The following is a 16,560-nucleotide window of genomic DNA, read 5'->3' as shown; positions in this document are numbered from 1 at the left end:
CTTTCCCTGTTAATATCCCTTATTTTTTGCTTCTTCCCACAGTTCATCCAGCTGTTCTAATGTATAATCCTCAAACTTCCTCTGGTTCTCCTCGATAACGGTCTCTATATAAGCAAACCGGTTATAAAACTTTTTATTCGTTGAGTGGAGAGCTTCCTCTGGATCGATGGAATAATACCGGCAGAGATTAACAACGGCAAACAGGATATCACCTAACTCTTTCTTAAGGAGTTCCGGATCTTCTGCCGCAATCTCAACTTTGGCTTCCTCTATCTCCTCCTGCACCTTTTCCCACATTGGGCCTGGCTCTTTCCAGTCAAATCCTGCTTTTGATGCCTTCTTCTGATAATCCAATGCCTTCAGTAGCTGCGGCAGGGATTTGGGAGTTCCGTCAAGCATCCTCTTCCTAGCCTTTGCTCCTTTTTCCCGGGCTTTTATCTTCTGCCAGTTCTCTATTACTTCATCTGAACTATTGACGGCTGAATCCCCGAATACATGCGGGTGGCGTCTCACCATCTTTTCGGATAAGCTTTCGATCACGTCAGCTATCGAAAACATTCCCTCATCTTCGCCTATCTGGGCGTGAAGGAGAACTTGCAGCAGGACATCTCCAAGCTCCCCGATGATTGCCTCATCGTCCTTTTCATCTATTGCATCGATCAGTTCATAAGATTCTTCTATTAAATATTTCTTCAGGCTCTCATGGGTCTGTTCTTGATCCCAGGGACAGCCCCCGGGTCCCCTAAGCGCAGCTATTATAGACCGCGCAGTCGAAAACTCCCTGTAAAACAGTTCTTCTTTCCTGACAGGCGGCACATAGACACTCGTCAGGTTATCGAGCTCCATTCCGTGGTCCAGCTCATATAGCCGTACTTTCCTTACCTTCTCCCGGCTGCTGCCGGCTGCTGTGATGATACAGACTTCATAATCATCCGGCAATTTTTCCATAAGAGTAAGTTTTACTTCTGAGGCAATAAAGGCATCATATACCTGTCCAATGATGATATGTCCGCTGATCATAATATCTTCAGCCCTCAGGCTTGTTCCGTCCAATAGCTGAAACCCGTCTATCGGATCAAATCCTGCAGCCGCAAACAAAGCATCCAAGAAGCTTTGGCCCCCTGCGATACGCACATCAGCACCCCTTGCCGGCCCCTTCTCAAGCAGCAGCTGAACCGATTTCTCAGCAACCATGGGATGCCCAGGGACGGCATACAGTACATCTTGTTTCTCTGCAGCAGCCAGCAGAATTTCTGAAATCTCCTCATAAACCGCTTCAAATCTATCATGCTTTTCATATATCGAATCAAAGCTCTCAAAAGTTATTCCTTCTTCAGCAAGCTCCTTGATTACGGGATGGTCCATCGTTCTCACATAACAGCTGCCAGCCTCTCTTAATTCCTTATAAATACCGAAGGGCAGCTGACTTAAGTCCCCTGCACCCAACCCTAACACTATTATTTCATTCGCCATCACTGCCATAACTCCTTTTATTATTTATATGATGGTTCAAAACAGTCAATCTGCGTCCAAAAGGAAGCTGTGACAAGTCATTTTCAGGGAAAATTCCCGATCTAACTATGATCCATATATATACAATCCCTCCGGCTCCTACGCCTGATAAAGCCTGTAAACTCGTTGCAAGCCTTCCTGTTTCCGCGAGCTGAAGCTCCTTAAACAACAAGGTGTGCAGCAGAAGGGCAGCCGCCATTCCCAGACAGCCGAGCACCCAGGCTGCGAGCTCCTTCGTTCCGCCAGGCTTCAGCTTCAGCTTACTCGATAGCACCACGAGCAGACCGCCAAGGATGAAAGCATAGGCGAAAAGTGTGGCCATGGCAGCACCCTCAATTTTAAAGGGCGGAACCAGTACCATATTTAGAATTAGTTTAGTCAACAGGCCTGCAGAAATAATCAGGATGGTCGAACGCAGGCGGCCCAGGCTTTGCAGAATGACTGACAAAATCATGATCAGGGAACCAGGGAGAATCGTCGCGGCAAGTATAGCCAGCGCCCCTGATCCGCTGCTGTCTGTAAACAGCATGATATTGACCGGTTTGATTAATAAGATCAGCCCAGCTGCGGCTCCTGCACCCAGGGTGATGGTAATTTTAAGGGAAAGCCTGATTTTTTCTTTTAGGTAGTTCATGTCATCTTGTGCCCGTGAAGATGAAATCAGCGGGACAACGGCCATCGACAGGGAAGTCGCTGCAATTGAGCCAAGCTGAAGCAGCGGCTGTCCCCGGTCAAAGACTCCCTTCAATCCCTTGGCATCTGCCGGTGCCATGCCTGCATCCACGAGAAGGCTGTATAAGTTAAAGGAATCTGCCAGCTGTGTCAGGGTGAGCAGGAGGCTTGAGAGGCAGAAGGCTGTACCCTGGATAAACAGCATGCCTGCAGTCTTTTTCAACATCCCGGGAGTTAGACGGGCCCTTATGGGAATTTGAAATTTACGGATCCATAAAAAGGTGAGGAGTGTCAAGGTACTTCCGGCAGCCCCGAGTACAGATCCGAGGACGGCTCCGCCGCCTGTCTTATAGATGGATCCTCCTCCCCGCAGGAGAACCATGGTGAAAATGATGATGAATGATACACGGACAGCCTGCTCGAAAACTTGGGACACGGCCGTAGGAATCATGTCATTGCCGGCCTGGAACATTCCTCTGGCAGCCGAGATGAAGGGCATGAACAGGAACGGAAATGCACTGATTTTAAGCAGAGGCGCCAGCTGTTTGTCTCCCATGGCTGCTGCAAGACGGCCTGCCCCGAAATAAACGGCTGAGAAAAAGGCGAGGCCCACTGCCGTAAGAATCAGGAATGAAACATACAGGACTTCTCCAGCTTCTTTGCTGTTTCCCTGTTTTTCTGCCATCAGCTTTGAAATGATTACCGGAAATCCATAGGTGGACAAAATAAGAGCTATGCCATACAGCGGATACACCTGCTGATAGATATAAAAGCCGATGTCACCGGCCAAATTTTGATAAGGTATTCGATAAAAGGCACTGAGAACCTTTACCAGGATAGCAGCTGCAGTCAGAATGGCCGCCCCTCTAAATACTGTACTTGATATGTCATCCGGCCTTTCAGCCATCTTTTTCTCCTACTTCCTGCTGTTGATGATAATGGCTTTTTCGGACAGGGGCTGCGCCCTGTACCTTGATTCTTCCAATAGTGCCCCTATTATAGCATATACACCTTCGGCGGAAGCCCCAAAGGGACTGCGGGATACCCTGTAGATACAGATTGAGCTTGATTCAAAATGAAAAAAGGCATTCCTGATGGATGCCTTTTTCGGTTGTTCACATATAATTAGGATTCCATCTGGCGTGCTAAGAATCCGGCAGCTGTTTCAACTGCTTTCCTCTCAACATCTCCCAATGAGGATTCTTTGGAGAAGATCACCACTGCCCCGATTGGGTCCCCGTTTGCAACGATCGGCCCGATGGTATAAGACTGTAAATCCTCTGTATTTCCATCTACAATGGATACCTGTCCCTTTGAAGTCTCAAGGATAGAACCCCGATCTTCCATGGCTCTCTCCATCTGTTCGCCGATGCTCTTATTTAAATAATCCTTCTTGGAAACTCCCGCAACAGCAATGAATGTGTCCCTGTCACATATGAGCACGGGATTGCCCAGGCTGTCATATAAAGCCTCTGCATATTCTTTTGCAAAATCACTGAGTTCACTGATAGGTGAATATTTCTTTAGGATTACCTCTCCGTCCCTGTCCACGAAAATTTCAAGAGGATCTCCTTCACGGATGCGGAGAGTCCTGCGGATTTCCTTGGGTATAACAACTCTTCCCAAATCATCAATTCGACGTACGATTCCAGTTGCTTTCATCTTATGTTGCCTCTCTTTCATCATTTGGATAGTGGTGAAAACTTTGGAATTTCCACCGTTATTGACCTTAGTATTTTTCATCTTCAAACTTCTATACACTATCTGGCATTTTTCTTCTTGCGGTTTACTCTGCTGCCAAATTTTAATCTATTCCAGGGCTTCTTAAGAACTAGAAAGCCGCTGGGTTTTAAAAGGGGCATTAACCCGTCTTAGATGTTCATTGCCAATCTGCCTGTGATATCCGTAGCAGAGTGCCTCACTTTTTATCCTGGTGTATGGGAGCCGCTGACGCACTGCCATCTTTTCTGGCTCCCTCCAAACCCTGGATGAGCTCATAGATGATATTGAGCCAGACACCCTGGGCGGTGTTCTTAATATTGAGGGTAATCTTCAATGAATTGCCCTCCATGCCAAGTCCGACCACCCGTCCATACTTTGAGCCAAGCTGGAACACCTTATGGCCGTCTATATCTCTGCTTGCCCTCTCCGAGATGATAATTTTGATCTCCTGCTTAGCCTGCTTGATCAGCTCTACTCCATTCTTCAGTGCATATACCTTCGTTTCGGCAATCAAAAACAAGAGTGCCACTTCTTCAGGATATTCACCAAATCGGTCGAGCATCTCGCTTTGCAGTTCTTCGAGTTCCTTCAGGGTTTCGATTCCGCGGAACCTCTTATACATCTCGATCTTCTGATGGCCGTCAGCGATATAGGCGTCCGGTATATAGGCATCCACCTCCAGGTCGATCTCCACTCTCGGCTTTTCTTCCTTCACTTCACCGGTCTTACGGGAATCAATTGCTTCCTTAAGCATCTGGGAATACAAATCGAAGCCCACCGAATCAATGTATCCATGCTGTGCTGCCCCGAGAAGATTGCCGGCACCGCGGATCGAGAGGTCGCGCATGGCAATCTTGAATCCCGATCCAAGCTCAGTGAATTCTTTAATAGCCTGCAGGCGCTTCTCTGCCACTTCAGTCAGTATCTTGTCTTTGCGGTAGGTAAAGTACGCATAAGCCACACGGTTCGACCTGCCTACCCTTCCGCGCAGCTGATACAGCTGGGAAAGCCCCATCCTGTCGGCATCATGCACAATGAGTGTATTTACATTCGGGATATCCACCCCTGTTTCAATGATGGTGGTGCTTACCAGAACATCATATTCGCCATCCATAAAAGCAAGCATTACGGATTCAAGCTCGCTCTCAGACATCTGGCCATGTGCATATACTACTCTTGCGTCAGGCACAAACATGGAAATTTCTTCTGCTTTTCTTGCTATATCCTCTACCCTGTTGTATAGGAAATAAACCTGACCGCCCCTTGCGAGTTCCCGCTCGATTGCTTCTTTGACAAGGACTCCGTTATATTCCATCACATAAGTCTGGACCGGAAAACGGTTCTCAGGGGGAGTCTCGATGACCGACAGATCCCTCACTCCAAGCATGGACATATGAAGGGTACGCGGAATAGGGGTGGCTGTTAAGGTGAGCACATCCACATTCGTTTTCAGCTGCTTGATCTTCTCTTTATGTGTTACGCCAAACCGCTGTTCCTCATCGATAATTAAAAGGCCGAGGTCACGGTACTGCAGATCCTTGGACAGGATGCGATGGGTGCCTATTACAATGTCCACAGACCCTGCCTTCAGCCCCTTGATCGTTTCATTCTGTTGTTTTCTGGATCTGAAGCGGCTCAGCAGGCCGATATTGATAGGGAAATCCTGAAATCTTTCACGGATGGTTTCATAATGCTGCTGGGCAAGGATCGTGGTAGGAACTAGGAATGCAACCTGTTTTCCATCCATGATGGCTTTAAAGGCTGCCCTGATGGCAACCTCCGTCTTCCCGTAGCCTACATCACCGCAAAGGAGCCGCTCCATCGGCCGCTCACGCTCCATGTCCTTTTTGATTTCAACGATTGACCTCAGCTGATCGTCTGTTTCGCTGTAGGGAAAGGCAGCTTCGAATTCACGCTGCATTTCAGTGTCGGGTGAAAAGGCATACCCTTTTGAGGCTTCCCTTGCTGCATAAAGTCTAATGAGATCATCCGCAATATCCTGAACAGAGGATTCCACCTTGCCTTTGACCCTTTTCCACTCACTGCCCCCCAATTTGTACAGCTTCGGCTCTTTCCCTTCAGAACCCACATATTTCTGCACGAGGTCAATCTGATCTACGGGTATATAGAGCTTATCTGTCCCCTGATACCTTACATGGAGATAATCCTTGTGGACACCGCCTACAACCAGGGTCTCAAGGCCGAGATACTTGCCGATGCCATGGTTGACGTGGACTACATAGTCTCCTGTCTTTAACTCGGAGTAGCTTTTAATTCTTTCTGCGTTAGACAGCTTCTGCCGCTTTGGCGGCTTTCTCGATTTCTTGTTGAACAGTTCATTTTCTGTAATGACAGCTAGCCGCAGCATGGGTAGCTCAAATCCTGTGTGGAGGTTCCCTTTGGCAATTTGCAGCCTGCCCGGTAGAATTGTGCTGCTGTCCTCAAGCTCGGCAGCCTCAATTCCATAATCCTCAAACACCCTGCGGAGCTTCTTCATCCTCTCCTCGTCCGGGCCCAGCACCACGACAGAATAATTCCCTTTTCTCCATCTCTCTATTTCTGCCTTAAACACATTCATCTGCCCATGGAAATTCTGCATCTGCTTGCATGTGAAATTTATGATATTCTGCGGATTCGTATAGGGAACATGCCTTAAGAATAGAGACAGATAGATCAAAGGATTCTTTGATCTGTACAGCAGTTCCGGCAGCCGGTGCGAGAGCGGTACATCATGGATGATCCGCCCTTCGCCAAGCAGGCTTGTATACCATTCTGCTTCTTCCTTTTCAAGGGTTTCGCTGATTTCATGGATCCTTGTAATTTCATCCATGAAAACCATCCCATCATCAGGAAGATAATCTAGCAAACTAGCGGTGTTTTCATAAGCGAGGCTCAGATACTTAAACAGATGTTCAGGCCTTGCACCGTTCCTTAACAGTTCGAGTTCATGGCCGATATTCTGGAGCATCTGCTCTTTTGCCTTGCTGTCCTTTATTTTTTTCAGACTGCTGCTTAATCCTGAATCAAGTCGTTCAATAAGCCTTTCCAATGATTCGTTCTGAAGCAGTGCCTCGGTGCTTGGCCCTATGGCCACCCGCTTGAGCTTCTTCTGTGACCTTTGTGTATCAATTGTAAATGTACGAATCGAATCTACTTCTGTGTCGAATAGTTCGATTCTTATAGGATTCGTTTCAGTCAGCGGATATATGTCCAAAATTCCCCCGCGAAGAGAAAATTCGCCAGGGGAGGAAACCATTTCAGACCTTGCATACCCCATGGAAACAAGCCCCGATAGGGTTTCATCAAGATTGATATCTTCTCCCGTCTGAAAGGACAGCTGAAATTTCTTCCACATATCCTTGGGAGGCAGAAGCTTACGCACTCCTGCCATCGGCGCTATGACAATCCCTCCCTGGTTTTGCGACCAGTGATTAAGGACCTCGATTCTCTGTGCTCTAAGCTCCGGACTGGAAACACTCAGTTCAGCAGCCATCAGCTCATTGGCTGGATATAAAAATAAATCAGCCTCAGGCAGAAAAGCACTTAAATCATCATAAAGCTTTTGTGCCTGGAGGAGATTATGAGTAATGACGAGAACAGGTTTTTGTCTTTCGGTATAAACAGATGAAATCAGCATGGAGCGTGACGAACCGGACAGGCCGGCTGCCATCTGTTCCTTTAACCCTTCCTTCAGGCCGCTTAACAGCGACTGCACATCATCATTGTCTTTCAATAAACCCTGCAGATCATTCATTTGGCCAATCCTCCTTTCCGTTAGAAAGCTTTTTTTATGGTATTTTGTAAGTATTTTGCTTTGAAGGCCGATTGATGGCAGCGAGGATTGCTCGCTGTAACCAATATCCTTTGGAATGATATTTTATATAAACTGTTTTGCAAATCTTGCAGCCGCTGGACATTAGGGCTGATTTCCGCTGCAGGCGCTCGCTTTCCGCGGACGGGCGGTGAGCATCCTCGGCCGTGCCCGCGGGGAAACAACTGTGCCGCTCCTTACGCAGGAGTCCCGGGCCAGACGCGGAAGTCCTTTTGTTAAACAATAAAGTAAACTTACAGTACGGGTAAAAACAACAACATTTTAGAAAGAGCCCTATCTTTAAACAGAAAAATGCTTTGGAGGTCCTCCAAAGCTTTTGGTTTATTGAATTAAATAGTCTTGCTGGTGCATCTCTGGATTGCGTTCGAGTGCTTCCTGGCAGTCCTCACATATGGACTGTACATGATAATCGCCATTTTCGGCCGTCTGTATCATTTCCTGCCGTTCCTGGCTTGTCAGGGCATGGAATCCCAACCGCTCAGAATCAATGAGTATTTCATTTATCGTTCCCATGCTTGTGCGGCAATGACGGCATTTATAATGGAAAGCCATACAAAATCCCCCCTGCTTGGTTGTCTACTTGGTAGTATGAACCCAGGGAGGGCAAAATAAACAAACGGCTCCTGAAAAATTTTAGACTTCTGTATCCTGGATAGGTTATGCTAATATATTATCCATTAAATGTATTCATTACCTTTAAAAAATCATTGTTTAACCAATTTTCGCAGGCTTTTGCAGAAATATCAACCGCTTTGCTCACTTCTGCTTCTTCTTCCTTTGAGAACCTGCTCAAAACAAAATCCGGTACACTTCTCCCATCCTGAGGGCGTCCTACTCCCATCCTGATTCTGTTGAATTCCTGGGTGCCAAGATGAGAAATGATGGATTTCATTCCATTATGCCCTCCTGCACTGCCTTTTTGGCGAAGCCTGAGTTTTCCAAGCGGGAGATCCAGATCATCATAGATAACCACAAGATCCTTTACAGATAGTTTATAAAATCCGAGGACAGCTGCTACAGATTCTCCCGAGAGGTTCATGTATGTCAGCGGCTTCAGAAGAATAACCTTTTCTCCGTTCACCATCCCCATGGTATAAAGACCTTTGTGCTTTGACTGGTTTAAGGGCAGGTTCCACTTGGCAGACAATTCATCTATCACTTCAAATCCAATATTGTGCCTGGTTTTATCAAACTGCTTCCCCGGATTGCCGAGACCGGCGATTAATTTCATCTTCAACACTCCATTACATAATATAAGCATCAAGACATCAAAAAATAGACGCACCCAATATAAGGGTACGTCTATTATAGCTTATTTAAACAGCACTTGCTTTATTCAGCTTTAGAGTCTTCTGATGCTTCTGTTTCTCTGCCTTCTTCATTTTCAGGTGTGCCGCCATCCTGCTGCTCGCCGGTGCTGATTTCCACCTCTTGTCTTGGTGGCAGGATGCTGGCGATAACCTCATCATCCTGATGGCTGATTTCAATGGTGCTGTAGCTTTTTTTAATATCACTTACGTAAATGGTATCGCCTACCACTTTATCTGTGACATCCACTTCAATCGCCTCAGGTATTTCCTGCGGTTTTGCCGAGATAGTCAGATCATGCAGCGCCTGCTGCAGGACTCCGCCATCCTTGACTCCCTGAGCTGTACCTGTCAGATTAAGGCGCACGGTTGCATTAATAGATTCTGACATATCAATATATAGGAAATCCGCATGCAGGATTTCATTTTTGATCGGGTCAGTCTGATAGTCCGTCAACATAACCTGCTGGGAACTCCCATCGAGCTCTAGTGAGATGATTCCATTCCGGCCGACCTCTTTAAGTGTCTTGATTAAGTCTGCATTACTTACCGTTATCGCTTTGCTTTCTTTCTTTCTGCCATATACAACTGCCGGGATGCTCCCTTTACTTCTGATATCAGTTAAATAGGAATTACGATGCTGCTTACGTTCTGTTGCAGTCAAACTGCTGCTCATAAACCTTCACCTTCCCGAATAAGTATTTTTGCACATACTTTTACATTTCCCTAACTGGTTTCTCTCTAAACATAGAAGCAGCTTTAACAGGAGGCAGAAAAAAAGGGGGAAGCAAAAAAAGCCTGCCAAAGCTTACGGCAGGCTTTATAATGATTCATTAATCAAACAATGTGCTTACTGACTGTTCTTCGTGAACGCGGATGATGGCTTCTCCGATTAAAGGTGCTACCGAGAGTTCCACGATCTTGCCGATTTTCTTTTCGTCTGCAAGTGTGATGGAATTGGTCACCACAAGCTCTTTGATCTTTGAGTTATTTATGCGGTCGATCGCCGGTCCGGAAAGAACTGGATGGGTACAGCATGCATATACCTCTGATGCTCCGTTTTCTACCAGTGCATTGGCGGCAAGGGTAATGGTTCCGGCTGTGTCAATGATGTCATCAATGAGGATGGCGGTCTTCCCTTCAATATTCCCGACAATATTCATGATTTCTGCTACATTTGGACGCGGACGGCGCTTATCAATGATGGCAATCGGCGCTTTCAGCCTGTCAGCCATTTTTCTGGCACGAGTAACACCGCCGTGGTCAGGTGAAACGATGACAATGTCCTTCAGGTCCTTCGTTTTGAAGTAATCGGCAAGGATCGGTACACCCATGAGGTGGTCAATCAGGATATCAAAGAATCCTTGTATCTGCGGAGCATGCAGATCCAGCGTGATGACACGGTTAGCCCCAGCCGTTTCAAGAAGATTTGCTACAAGCTTCGCTGTGATCGGCTCGCGGGCGCGGGCTTTTCTATCCTGTCGGGCATATCCGTAATAAGGCATCACGATATTGATGGTCTTAGCGGATGCACGCCTTAATGCATCTATCATAATCAATAATTCCATTAAATGTTCGTTAACAGGGCCGCTGGTCGACTGGATGACAAATACATCACAGCCGCGGATGCTTTCTTCGATATTGATTTGTATTTCTCCATCGCTGAAACGTGTAACCGAACATTTCCCAAGCTCCACGCCTATAAACTTCGCAATTTCCGATGCCAATCCCGGGTTGGAATTGAGTGTGAAAACTTTCATTTTTGGATCAAGGTACTGATTAGACATGCTGGACCTCCAGTGGTTATTTGTTAAATTTTAGATGCTGGACATAGTTTTCTTTATTTACCTGGCGTGCGCGGGCAATGGAAAGTGCATCGCTTGGGACATCTTGAGTTATGGTGGATCCGGCTGCCACATAGGCTCCCTCGCCTATTGTAACGGGCGCCACCAGATTGGAGTTGCAGCCAATGAATACTCCATCTTCTATTTTGGTCAGGAACTTATTTTTGCCGTCATAATTGACTGTGATGGATCCGCAGCCGATGTTGACGTCAGCACCTACCTCGGCATCGCCGATATAGCTAAGATGAGATGCCTTACTGCCTTTGCCGAATACTGCCTTCTTGATTTCGACAAAATTGCCGATCTTCACAGAATCATTAATATCTGATTGAGGACGAATATGGGCGAACGGCCCAATATTCACATCTGATCCAATGCTGCTTTCATGTGCCGCTGACTGTCGGATAACCGTATTATTCCCCACAGCGCAATCTTTAATTTCAGTGCTGGGGCCGATTACGCAGTCCTCTCCGATTGTCGTGCTTCCTGAAAGCATGGTACCTGGGTATATGACTGTATCGGAGCCAATCTCAACTCCCGAGTCAATATAAGTATTTGCGGGATCGATGATAGTGACACCATTTTGCATATGGCCCTCATTAATTCTCTTCCTCATGATAGCTTCTGCCTGGGAAAGGGCCACCCTGTCATTTACACCAAGGGATTCCGAGAAATCTTCCGTCTGGAACGCTGTAACCGTTTCGTTGTTTTTCCTGATGATGCTGATGACATCCGGCAGGTAGTATTCTCCCTGGGAGTTATCATTGGTTACTTTTTTCAGCGCCGCAAATAACGCCTGGTTGTCAAAACAGTATGTACCTGTATTGATTTCCTTTACGGCTCTTTCTGATTCCAAGGCATCTTTATGCTCAACGATCTTTTCAACGAGTCCTTCACCATTCCTGATGATCCTGCCGTACCCTGCCGGATTCTCAGCGAATGCAGTGAGGACAGAAGCCTTTGCGCCGCTTTCTTCATGCTGCCTAAGGAGGATTTCCATCGTTTCTGATTTAATCAGCGGTGTATCGCCGCACACAATCAGGGTAGTGCCTTCCTTATCTGCGAGGAGGCCTTCCGCCTGCATAACAGCATGGGCAGTTCCCAGCTGCTTTTCCTGCAATACATAGGTGCTCCGGGCTCCAAGGGTGGATTTTACAAGCTCCGCTCCATGGCCTGTGACTGTAACGATTTCTTCTATTTTAAGTTTAGCTATTTCATCCACAACGTGCTCTACCATTGGCTTTCCACAAACAGGGTGTAAAACCTTATAAAGCTTTGATTTCATCCTTGTTCCCTGTCCGGCAGCCAAAACAACTGCATAGCGATTATTCATAACAGGCCTCCGTTTTTACCTTTTTATCCATTAAGAATATATCTTAAAAGCCGGTAGTTTTCAAGGATACTAACAAAAGTACAAATATTTTTCAATAATAGCAGGAACTTACCAATAAGGGGGAATAGAGAAGACAATGGAAATCCAGGGGTTTCAGATGCAGAATCTGGGGTAACAAATAAAAGAGCCTTACTTAGGAAGCAGGCTCTTGATGCGTATTATACTCTTTTTATCTGCCTTAAATCAGGAAGCTCCTGCTTCTTCGAGTTCAACAACTTCCATTTCTCCAAGACGATGGTATTCAGCTAATACCGCATCCTGAATTTTGCTGCGAGTAGAAGAGTTAATAGGATGTGCAATGTCGCGGAATTCCCCATCAGGAGTACGCTTGCTCGGCATTGCAACGAATAAGCCATTGTTTCCGTCAATTACACGGATGTCATGAATAACAAACTCATTGTCCAATGTAATAGATGCAATCGCTCTCATTCTTCCATCGGTAGTTACTCTTCGTAATCTTACATCTGTTACTTCCATTTCTTACACCACCTTGAATTATTTGGGCAAGCTTTTTTGAGCTTATACTAATAATTCAACGCATTTTAAGTAATTCCTTCTATAAAAATAAAATTTTTAGAAAAATTAGGACTAATTGGATATAGGATGGGATTTCCAATTAAAACAGATACGAGTTTCCACACATGCTCAAAAGAGGAACTGAGAAGCTCACAACGGGAACACCAGAAAGATAAACCTAGCTGCAGGAAGCATTATGGAACATGCAGCTCCGCCCCTTTTCCACAAAAAACGCCCGTATTATTTTACGAGCGCAATAACTTCAATCTCAATCAATACATCCTTAGGGAGGCGCGAAACCTCTACACAAGACCTTGCCGGCTTGTGATCGGAGAAATATTCACCATATACTTCATTAATATCGCCAAAGTCGTTCATGTCTTTGATGAATACCGTGGCCTTTACCACTGTTTCGAGGCTGGCACCCGCTTCTTTAAGAACAGCCTTCAAATTGGAAAACACCTGATGGGTCTGCTCGCGCACATCCCCGGCTGCAAGATTTCCTTCAGCCGTCAAAGGGATCTGGCCAGAGCTGAAAAACAGATTATTGACAATAATTCCCTGTGAGTATGGACCGATAGCAGCAGGTGCATGTACTGTATGAACCGTTTTCATATTATTTATCCTCCGCTTTATCAAAATAATTGCCCTGTTTGACTGTTATCTTTTTATCCTTGACGTCCACATCGGAAAGCTTGATCAGTGATAGGTAGTCGTTGACCAGCCTATTCTCAGCATTTTCCGACTCTACGAGTACGGAAATTCCTGCAACCGATGCATTGAATTCCTCCAGAAGGCTGATCATCCCATTAATTGTGCCCCCGGCTTTCATAAAGTCATCCACAATCAGAACTCTTGAGCCTTCAGCAAGACTCCTTTTCGATAGTCCCATTGTCTGAATCCTCTTGGAAGATCCAGATACATAATTGATGCTGACGGTCGATCCTTCTGTGACCTTACTGTCCTTTCGTACAATCACCACGGGAACATTCAGGTAGCTTGCCGCAGCATAAGCAATCGGTATGCCCTTTGTCGCGACTGTCATCACCACATCAATTGAATCATTTGCATAGGCAGAGGCGATCAGCCTGCCTGATCCCTTCAGCATCTGCGGATCACCGAGGATATCCGTCATGAACAAGTACCCTCCCGGCAGCAGCCGGACAGGATCAGCAATGATCTTGCACATTCTGGAAATGAATTCCCTTGCCTCATCCATGTTGCTGTTAACTATATATTTAACGCCCCCGGCGGCACCGGGCACAGTGACCAGGCGTCCGATTCCCCGCTGTTCAAAGGTTTCCTTTATAATCGTTAAATCTTCACTTATAGAGGATTTGGCTGAGCCGTACCGATCGGCAAAGAACGTAAGCGGAACAAGCTGGAATGGGTGGTCGAGCAAGTAGTGCGTCATATCGACTAGTCTGTCACTACGGCGAAATTTCAAATATGGCACCTCATTTTAAAACCGAATATTTTTAATTAATATACCATTAATATACGGTTTTATTCAAGCGTGTTTCTTTCGCCAAGGATGCGGACTGCATAAACCTGATCACAAAAACCCCGCAGGCCGTTATAGATCCGCTGCAGCCTGGATTCATGTTCGACAAGCCCGAAAACAGTCGGGCCGCTTCCGCTCATCAATACAGCATCCGCCCCGAATCTCCTCATCTGGTCTTTGATGTGAGCCACTTCCGGATTAACCTGAAGAGTCACCTGTTCAAGTACATTGCCGACATTTTGGCAGACTCCGGAAAAACTTGACTCATGCAAGGCCGAAACCATTTCTTTTACATTCGGATGTTCAGTCCTCGAGACATCGAGTCTCCTATATACATCAGCAGTGGAAACCCCGATGGTAGGCTTGGCCAGGATCACCCAGCACTTAGGCGGTGCGGGAAGATGCATGATCTCCTCTCCCCGTCCGGAAGCAAGCGACGTGCCTCCATACACACAAAACGGGACATCCGAGCCGATTTCTGCACCTAATCCCGCTAATTCATCCAGGTTTAAGCCCAGCTGCCACAGCCTGTTCAGGCCCCTTAATGCGGCTGCTGCATCAGAACTTCCCCCGGCAAGGCCGGCGGCAACCGGTATGTGCTTTTCAATGGTTATGCTGACACCTGTCCGGACATTATACCTCTTCTTAAGAAGGGCGGCTGCCTGATAGGCAAGATTTCGGCTGTCATCAGGAACAAACCTGTTATGTGAAATAATCCTGATTTCATCACGGGTAAGTTCTTCGAGCTCCAGCCTGTCCGCCAGGTCAACGGTAGTCATCACCATTTCCACTTCATGATATCCATCTGGACGTTTGTAAAGCACATCTAAAGCCAAATTTATCTTAGCAGGTGCCTTCTCCATCAGTTTCATATTTTCACCTACTTTACGTTCTCAAATTCTTGTCCATTTTAACATATTTAAGCTTATTCTAAAGCTTTTTTCAAGGGCATTCAAATACCTTGGGGAAATATCCCCCAAAAAGGAGCCTTTTACAAAAAGGAGCCTGCCTGGAAAGCTGTGATTTCCAGGCAGGCTCCTTAAGCCGCAGGTATGTGGTTTTGAACTATTTTTGCATTTGGCGCTGTGCCATTTCCACAGCAAGCTTTACCATATTGCCGGCATCCTTTGCCCGGATGCCGCCCCAGCCCTCGCGCTGTACTACATCGTAAAATCCGAGTTCTCTAGCAAGCTCATCCTTGAATGCATCAGACATCAGACCGTTTCTTCTGCCCATTCAAAAAACCCCCTTATCAATCATGCGGCATTTATAGTCTGGACTTTATGGACCTTTTTCATTAGAGGGTTTTATTAGAAATATAAAGATTACTTTTTGATATATGTACTATTTTAATGTCAGCCGGGTATAGAATACTATGAGGCATATAAGGCCGTTATATCGGTAAACAAAAAGGCAAGGCAAGAGAACCGCAGGCGAAGCGAAAGGTGCCCGCCAGTATGGAAATGAACATTTTTGTTCACCGGCTGGGAAGATTTTTAAAAAAACGGAACAAAAAAAGCAGCAAACAAAAGTTTACTGCCCGCTTAAAGCCACGCTTCCTGCTGTTTCATCAAAGAAGGTTAATTGTACAGTTTCTGTTAATACATCTGCATAACTGTAGGAGACTCTTTCAAATGCGTTTTCATCTTGATCAAGCTCAATAACAAAAACAGAAGGATAAGTCTCTGCTAATGTTCCCAATCGCTCAACCGTCTTTCTTCTTCCACCATTAGCTTTCAGCAGAAGTCTCTTCCCAAGATTTGAATCCAGGGCAATCTTAATATCAGCTAAAGTTTTTGGCATTTAGGTCCACCTCACTAAGTGTAGTATATCACAAATCCCTATCTTTAGTCAAACAAAAGTATAAATTATATCAATTCTCAATTTTGTTTGTCAATGGTTTTTTAAGTTTTAAAATTTACAAAAACCAACATTTATACTTTACCCATATTGTCGAAAAATATGTATGATATTGTCTATACGGTCTTAAAGTTTTTTATTATGCGTAGTTTATGTCGAAATATTTATACATGCCAGCAGAATTCTTTCATAAAGGATGGCTTGTCCAATGTCCCAGGGGTGAGCCAAAGACTCCTCATACACATACAGCCCACATTCGTGTAAATGGAGGAGGATGTCCCACTCACTATTTTATTGCCTGATTCTGTCCTCTTATTTTAATCAGTGAAGGTTTCACAAAATATAGTAACAGCACAGTACTGATTAAAGTACTGATGAAAAAGGTATTTTTACTGGTT

General features: G+C 45.7%; 15 protein-coding genes. All 15 read right to left on the bottom strand.

Annotated features, from left to right (window positions below):
• Positions 1-9 precede the first annotated feature (9 nt).
• The gene (gene mazG, locus V1501_RS00325; protein WP_409290934.1) at positions 10-1,473 is read right to left on the bottom strand and encodes a nucleoside triphosphate pyrophosphohydrolase; all 1,464 of its coding nucleotides are present in this window, start codon (positions 1,471-1,473) and stop codon (positions 10-12) included.
• On the bottom strand, positions 1,463-3,091 hold the full coding sequence (locus V1501_RS00320; protein WP_409290933.1) for an oligosaccharide flippase family protein: 1,629 nt from the start codon (positions 3,089-3,091) through the stop codon (positions 1,463-1,465). Before V1501_RS00320 ends, mazG begins: the two co-directional genes overlap by 11 nt.
• A 218-nt stretch (positions 3,092-3,309) precedes the next feature.
• A complete protein-coding gene (gene spoVT, locus V1501_RS00315; protein WP_409290932.1) occupies positions 3,310-3,846 on the bottom strand; it encodes a stage V sporulation protein T in 537 nt (178 codons plus the stop codon).
• Between the two features lie 256 nt (positions 3,847-4,102).
• Complete coding sequence (mfd, locus tag V1501_RS00310) at positions 4,103-7,660, bottom strand: transcription-repair coupling factor (RefSeq protein ID WP_409290931.1); 3,558 nt, start codon at positions 7,658-7,660, stop codon at positions 4,103-4,105.
• A gap of 399 nt (positions 7,661-8,059) precedes the next feature.
• Entirely contained in the window at positions 8,060-8,290 is a 231-nt protein-coding gene (locus V1501_RS00305) for an anti-sigma-F factor Fin (RefSeq protein ID WP_409290930.1), read from the bottom strand.
• A 118-nt stretch (positions 8,291-8,408) separates the two neighbouring features.
• Entirely contained in the window at positions 8,409-8,969 is a 561-nt protein-coding gene (gene pth, locus V1501_RS00300) for an aminoacyl-tRNA hydrolase (protein ID WP_409290929.1), read from the bottom strand.
• Between the two features lie 101 nt (positions 8,970-9,070).
• A complete protein-coding gene (locus V1501_RS00295) occupies positions 9,071-9,721 on the bottom strand; it encodes a 50S ribosomal protein L25/general stress protein Ctc (protein ID WP_409290928.1) in 651 nt (216 codons plus the stop codon).
• A 157-nt stretch (positions 9,722-9,878) separates the two neighbouring features.
• The gene (locus V1501_RS00290) at positions 9,879-10,832 is read right to left on the bottom strand and encodes a ribose-phosphate diphosphokinase (protein WP_409290927.1); all 954 of its coding nucleotides are present in this window, start codon (positions 10,830-10,832) and stop codon (positions 9,879-9,881) included.
• Positions 10,833-10,848: 16 nt separating this feature from the next.
• Entirely contained in the window at positions 10,849-12,222 is a 1,374-nt protein-coding gene (gene glmU, locus V1501_RS00285; RefSeq protein ID WP_409290926.1) for a bifunctional UDP-N-acetylglucosamine diphosphorylase/glucosamine-1-phosphate N-acetyltransferase GlmU, read from the bottom strand.
• A 243-nt stretch (positions 12,223-12,465) separates the two neighbouring features.
• Positions 12,466-12,759 (bottom strand): septation regulator SpoVG, encoded by a 294-nt coding sequence (gene spoVG, locus V1501_RS00280; protein ID WP_026693222.1) that lies wholly within the window; start codon positions 12,757-12,759, stop codon positions 12,466-12,468.
• Positions 12,760-13,038: 279 nt separating this feature from the next.
• Complete coding sequence (locus V1501_RS00275; protein WP_409290925.1) at positions 13,039-13,413, bottom strand: RidA family protein; 375 nt, start codon at positions 13,411-13,413, stop codon at positions 13,039-13,041.
• 1 nt (position 13,414) lies between these two features.
• Positions 13,415-14,245 (bottom strand): pur operon repressor, encoded by an 831-nt coding sequence (gene purR, locus V1501_RS00270; RefSeq protein ID WP_409290924.1) that lies wholly within the window; start codon positions 14,243-14,245, stop codon positions 13,415-13,417.
• Between the two features lie 59 nt (positions 14,246-14,304).
• Positions 14,305-15,174 (bottom strand): 4-(cytidine 5'-diphospho)-2-C-methyl-D-erythritol kinase, encoded by an 870-nt coding sequence (ispE, locus tag V1501_RS00265; protein ID WP_409290923.1) that lies wholly within the window; start codon positions 15,172-15,174, stop codon positions 14,305-14,307.
• A gap of 193 nt (positions 15,175-15,367) precedes the next feature.
• The gene (locus V1501_RS00260; RefSeq protein WP_409290922.1) at positions 15,368-15,538 is read right to left on the bottom strand and encodes a small, acid-soluble spore protein, alpha/beta type; all 171 of its coding nucleotides are present in this window, start codon (positions 15,536-15,538) and stop codon (positions 15,368-15,370) included.
• 297 nt (positions 15,539-15,835) lie between these two features.
• The gene (veg, locus tag V1501_RS00255) at positions 15,836-16,105 is read right to left on the bottom strand and encodes a biofilm formation stimulator Veg (protein ID WP_101640702.1); all 270 of its coding nucleotides are present in this window, start codon (positions 16,103-16,105) and stop codon (positions 15,836-15,838) included.
• Positions 16,106-16,560: the final 455 nt, after the last annotated feature.

The organism is Paraperibacillus esterisolvens, from assembly GCF_046237625.1.
Taxonomy (GTDB): Bacteria; Bacillota; Bacilli; order Bacillales; family DSM-1321; genus Paraperibacillus; species Paraperibacillus esterisolvens.
This window is presented reverse-complemented; position numbering and strand designations above follow the sequence as displayed.

What these genes read in the sequence shown, in the direction of transcription:
- mazG (WP_409290934.1), bottom strand. Translation starts at nt 1,473, where the DNA reads ATGGCGAATGAAATAATAGTGTTAGGGTTGGGTGCAGGGGACTTAAGT.
- V1501_RS00320 (WP_409290933.1), bottom strand. Translation starts at nt 3,091, where the DNA reads ATGGCTGAAAGGCCGGATGACATATCAAGTACAGTATTTAGAGGGGCG.
- spoVT (WP_409290932.1), bottom strand. Translation starts at nt 3,846, where the DNA reads ATGAAAGCAACTGGAATCGTACGTCGAATTGATGATTTGGGAAGAGTT.
- mfd (WP_409290931.1), bottom strand. Translation starts at nt 7,660, where the DNA reads ATGAATGATCTGCAGGGTTTATTGAAAGACAATGATGATGTGCAGTCG.
- V1501_RS00305 (WP_409290930.1), bottom strand. Translation starts at nt 8,290, where the DNA reads ATGGCTTTCCATTATAAATGCCGTCATTGCCGCACAAGCATGGGAACG.
- pth (WP_409290929.1), bottom strand. Translation starts at nt 8,969, where the DNA reads ATGAAATTAATCGCCGGTCTCGGCAATCCGGGGAAGCAGTTTGATAAA.
- V1501_RS00295 (WP_409290928.1), bottom strand. Translation starts at nt 9,721, where the DNA reads ATGAGCAGCAGTTTGACTGCAACAGAACGTAAGCAGCATCGTAATTCC.
- V1501_RS00290 (WP_409290927.1), bottom strand. Translation starts at nt 10,832, where the DNA reads ATGTCTAATCAGTACCTTGATCCAAAAATGAAAGTTTTCACACTCAAT.
- glmU (WP_409290926.1), bottom strand. Translation starts at nt 12,222, where the DNA reads ATGAATAATCGCTATGCAGTTGTTTTGGCTGCCGGACAGGGAACAAGG.
- spoVG (WP_026693222.1), bottom strand. Translation starts at nt 12,759, where the DNA reads ATGGAAGTAACAGATGTAAGATTACGAAGAGTAACTACCGATGGAAGA.
- V1501_RS00275 (WP_409290925.1), bottom strand. Translation starts at nt 13,413, where the DNA reads ATGAAAACGGTTCATACAGTACATGCACCTGCTGCTATCGGTCCATAC.
- ispE (WP_409290923.1), bottom strand. Translation starts at nt 15,174, where the DNA reads ATGAAACTGATGGAGAAGGCACCTGCTAAGATAAATTTGGCTTTAGAT.
- V1501_RS00260 (WP_409290922.1), bottom strand. Translation starts at nt 15,538, where the DNA reads ATGGGCAGAAGAAACGGTCTGATGTCTGATGCATTCAAGGATGAGCTT.
- veg (WP_101640702.1), bottom strand. Translation starts at nt 16,105, where the DNA reads ATGCCAAAAACTTTAGCTGATATTAAGATTGCCCTGGATTCAAATCTT.